Source organism: Kitasatospora sp. NPDC057512 (assembly GCF_042802135.1).
GTDB lineage: Bacteria > Actinomycetota > Actinomycetes > Streptomycetales > Streptomycetaceae > Kitasatospora.
The window spans coordinates 1-3,740 of the sequence record NZ_JBHVET010000784.1; the positions used below are offsets into that span (position 1 = coordinate 1).

Sequence of the window (3,740 nt, forward strand, 5' to 3'; positions counted from 1 at the left end):
GGGCGTCGGCGTCTGTGCCGCGCCGGGTGGGCGCTACTCCGGTGCGGTCGGGGTCAGGCCGCCGTGTGCAGCGGGTTGCCCCACAGCGCCTCGTAGGTCGAGCGGTAGATGTCCCACTGCTGGTGGGTGTCGTCGAGGCACGGGCCCTGGCTGATCTTCCAGCCCCCGAAGGTCTTCTTGGTGTTGTCCAGGCACCAGCCGTTCGCGTTCTTGATCCGCATCCCGATCAGGCCGTAGCGCCCCGGCTCGGGCTCGTACCGGGTGATGTCCCAGTCCTGCCGGGAGTCCGACAGCGAGCAGCGCTGGACGACCGGCGCGTCGGCGGAGGTCAGGCAGGCGCCGGGGTCGCGGACGTCAGTGATCCGGTACCGGTTGGGCGCGAGCTTGCTGATCACCCACATGCCGGGGTTGTCCGACGGGGCGCACGGATGCATGTCCTGATAGCCGCTCGCCGCGTCCGGACAGCGCTGGGAGTACTGGTTGAACAGCACGGTCGCCGGGGTGTCCGCCGACGCGGTGGTCGGGAACAGCCCCAGACCGACCAGCGCCGGAACGAGTGCCGCCAGGACACGCTTGACTGACAGGGAACGCATGGGCCACTCCACGGTTGATCGATGGATCGACGGGATCGTCGAACAGGGGCGGGCCGGCCGCGCGGGGCGCCCTTCGCGGCGGCCGGCTCGTTCGTCCCCATCTTGTCCGTGGACAGTCGACTTCCGGTATCCCAGTTTTCTGGGAGGGTCCGCGCCCCCGACGGCCTCCGCCGGGGCGGGACGGCGGACCTCGGGGTGGCGTGGCGGCCGGGGGTCGTGGCCCCGGGATCTTTCGGGCGGGTGCGGGCATTGAACGTCAACTGCGGTGCTGCCATCCTCAGTTGGCCGATGTAGGCCCGGTCCGCCGAGCGGGCGCGGATACGGGGAGGGAGGCGGCGAGGATGCGGACGGCAGCGCGGATCGCGGCGGGGGCACTGGCGGTGGCGCTCCTCGCCGGAGCGGCATGGCTGGCCTGGACGCTGACCGCGGAGCGGATGAGCGCGGCCATGGGGCTGGGCCCGCCGGACGGCGTCGTCGTGGTGGAGGAGTGCTACGAGGTGTCCGACAGCGAGGGCTACAGCGACGGCACCGACTGCAAGGGCCGCTTCACCCCCGCCGGCGGCGGCGCGGACCGGGCCCGGCCCATCGTGGTACAGGACACGAACGGGAAACACCGGGCCGGCACCCTGCTGCCGGTACGGCTGGCCAAGGGCGTGGCCCACGAACCGTCGGCGTCACCCGCCGTCAAGTACGGCATCGCCGCCGCCATGATCCTCGTCCTGGGCACCGTGTCGGCCGGCTGGCTGCTGACCGCTGCCTGGCGCGGCCGCGCCCCGGAGGGCAGCGTCCTGCTCACCAGCACCCTCGTCGGGCTCATGGCCGTAGCGGTCCTGGGCATCGCCGCCGGCCTGCTCGCCGGAATCGTCGCCCTGTTCCTCTGAACCGGCCCCCGAAACGGGCGGATCCGCGGCCGCCCGGTCGGCGGCTCCGGCCACCGGCGTCCCGCGGGGCCCGGCCTCGGCCGGTGCTGCGGAACCGGGGCCCGGGCGCGGGCGTCCGTCCTTCTCGACGGCGGCCGGTGATCATGGCCGCCGGCCGCCGCCCTGGAAGGAGCACCGTGACGGACCGTACGTCGAAGAGCGCGTCGCCCGCCGGCCGGAGCCGTTGGCGGCTCGCCGCGCTGGCCGGGTGCGGGGTGCTGCTGCTGGGCCCGGCCGGGCTCGCGGCGGTGCGGCTGCTCGGGTGGGACGACGGCACGGTGTGGGCCCTGCCGATGGCCGGGCTGCCGTACGCGGCGCTGCTCGGCGTGCTGCTGCTGGCGGCGGTGGCGGTGCTGCGCGCACGGTGGCTGACCGGGATCGCGGCCGCGCTGGTGGTGCTGCACCTGTGGTGGCTGGTGCCCCGGTTCGTCCCGGACGGGGCCGACGCGCCCGCCGACGCGCCCCGGCTGCGGGTGGCGACCAGCAACAACTTCATGGGACAGGTCTCGCCGAAGTCCCTGGTCGACCTGGTGCGCGACCAGCGGATCGACGTGCTCGCGGTCGAGGAGCAGAGCGACTCCGCCGCCGACGCCCTGGACGCGGCCGGCATCCGCACCCTGCTGCCCCACCGGGAGCGGCCGGCCGGCACCGACACCGCGCTCTACACCCGGCTGCCCGTCGGCTCCGCCGCCGACCCGGCCTGGCCGACCACCAACCTGACCGTCGACGTCGGCGGCCGCCCGGTGCAGCTGGTCGCCGTGCACACCTACTACCCGCTCGGCGACGCCCGCCGCTGGGCCGAGGACCTGCACGACCTGCGCGCCGCCGCGCCCGGACGCACCCGCAACGCGGTCCTGCTGGGCGACTTCAACGCCACCCTCGACCACAAGCCGATGCGCGACCTGATCGGCACCGGCCTGACCGACACCCACGAGGAGCTCGGCGCGGGCCTCTTCCCGACCTGGCCCCAGGACCACCCCGACTACCGGGTCCCGGCCGTGATCCAGATCGACCACGTCCTGCACGGGCCCGCGCTCACCGCCGTCGACGTCTCCGAGCACGCCCTGCCGCGCAGCGACCACCGCGCCGTGGTGGCCGAACTCGCCGTCCTGCGCTGACCGCTGGACCCGGGGAGCCGAGCCGGCCGCCCGCGGACAGCGGCACCGCTAGGACAGCAGTTGCGCGGGGACGTCGGTGGCGCGGGTGAACACCGAGACCGGGTACTGGGTGTCGCAGTACTTGTTGCCGGTGGAGACCACGCCGATCACCACGCCGCCGGCCACCAGCGGCCCGCCCGAGTCGCCCTTGCAGACGCTGTCCGTCGTGCCGGCCTTCGGAAGGCCGCAGACCTTGAGCAGGGGCGAGTCGCCGGGCGAGGTGTACGGGTCGCAGGAGGCCGGCGGGGCCAGCGTCAGCACCGCCTGCTTGAGGTGCGTGCCGGGGCCGTCCGAGCCGGTGCGGCCGAAGCCCAGCAGCGTGGCCGTGCGGCCGTTCCGGTACAGGGCCTCGTCGCCCTGCCGCGCCACCCGGACCGGCTTCTGCGGCAGCGGGCGGTCCAGGGTGAGGACGGCGGAGTCGTGGTCCAGGCCGGAGGTGTAGCGCGGGTCCACCCGGTAGGCCTTCACCCGGCGGACCTGGCCGCCGGTGCCGGTCAGGTCGGTCCTCCCGGCGATCACCCGCAGGGTGCCCGGGTCGTCGGCCTCGGCGACGCAGTGGCCCGCGGTGAGCACCTTGGTCGGCGCGATCAGCGCGCCGGTGCACCACTGCTCGCCCGCGGCGGTCTCCAGGGCCACGACGAACGGGTGGGACCCGGTCGTGGTGTCCGATCCGCCGTGGACGGCGGCGGCCGGGGTGGCCGCGACGGCCACCAGCCCGGCGGCGGCCAGCAGGACGGCGAGCGGGCGTCGGTTCGGGGTGCGCATGGGAGGGCTCCTTCTGGGGTCGGGTGGTCCGCGGTGGGGTCGTTCGGTGCGGTCGGCCGCGCATGGCGGCGGACGGCACCGGGCACGGCCACAGGCTGCCCCGGGATCCGTCCCGCCCGCCAGCGCCGCCCGGCGGTTCGGGACGCTGGAACGGCGGAATGCCACCTGACCTGCGCGTTCGGCGCCGCCTGGAACGCCGCGGCGGGACGCCGGCGGCGCTGACGGCCCCGGTGGCGGTCCGCGGACGGCGCCGGGGGGCGGCCGAAGCCCAGCAGCGTGGCCGTGCGGCCGTTCCGGTACAGGGC

General features: G+C 75.3%; 4 protein-coding genes. 2 read left to right on the forward strand and 2 right to left on the reverse strand.

Going from position 1 to position 3,740, the window contains the following annotated elements:
- Window positions 1-53: 53 nt before the first annotated feature.
- A complete protein-coding gene (locus ACFU6K_RS33665; protein WP_380669570.1) occupies window positions 54-593 on the reverse strand; it encodes a hypothetical protein in 540 nt (179 codons plus the stop codon).
- A gap of 341 nt (window positions 594-934) precedes the next feature.
- Here ACFU6K_RS33665 and ACFU6K_RS33670 point away from each other — a divergent pair, with 341 nt between their 5' ends.
- Together ACFU6K_RS33670 and ACFU6K_RS33675 are read left to right on the forward strand one after the other, a co-directional pair.
- Window positions 935-1,474: a hypothetical protein gene (locus ACFU6K_RS33670; RefSeq protein WP_380669572.1), complete on the forward strand. Its 540-nt coding sequence runs from the start codon at window positions 935-937 to the stop codon at window positions 1,472-1,474.
- Between the two features lie 176 nt (window positions 1,475-1,650).
- Entirely contained in the window at window positions 1,651-2,631 is a 981-nt protein-coding gene (locus ACFU6K_RS33675) for an endonuclease/exonuclease/phosphatase family protein (protein WP_380669574.1), read from the forward strand.
- 48 nt (window positions 2,632-2,679) lie between these two features.
- Here ACFU6K_RS33675 and ACFU6K_RS33680 read toward each other — a convergent pair whose 3' ends face one another.
- The gene (locus tag ACFU6K_RS33680; RefSeq protein WP_380669576.1) at window positions 2,680-3,435 is read right to left on the reverse strand and encodes a S1 family peptidase; all 756 of its coding nucleotides are present in this window, start codon (window positions 3,433-3,435) and stop codon (window positions 2,680-2,682) included.
- Window positions 3,436-3,740 lie beyond the last annotated feature (305 nt).

Coding starts and splice junctions, on each gene's coding strand:
- ACFU6K_RS33665 (WP_380669570.1), bottom strand. CDS start 593: ATGCGTTCCCTGTCAGTCAAGCGTGTCCTGGCGGCACTCGTTCCGGCG.
- ACFU6K_RS33670 (WP_380669572.1), top strand. CDS start 935: ATGCGGACGGCAGCGCGGATCGCGGCGGGGGCACTGGCGGTGGCGCTC.
- ACFU6K_RS33680 (WP_380669576.1), bottom strand. CDS start 3,435: ATGCGCACCCCGAACCGACGCCCGCTCGCCGTCCTGCTGGCCGCCGCC.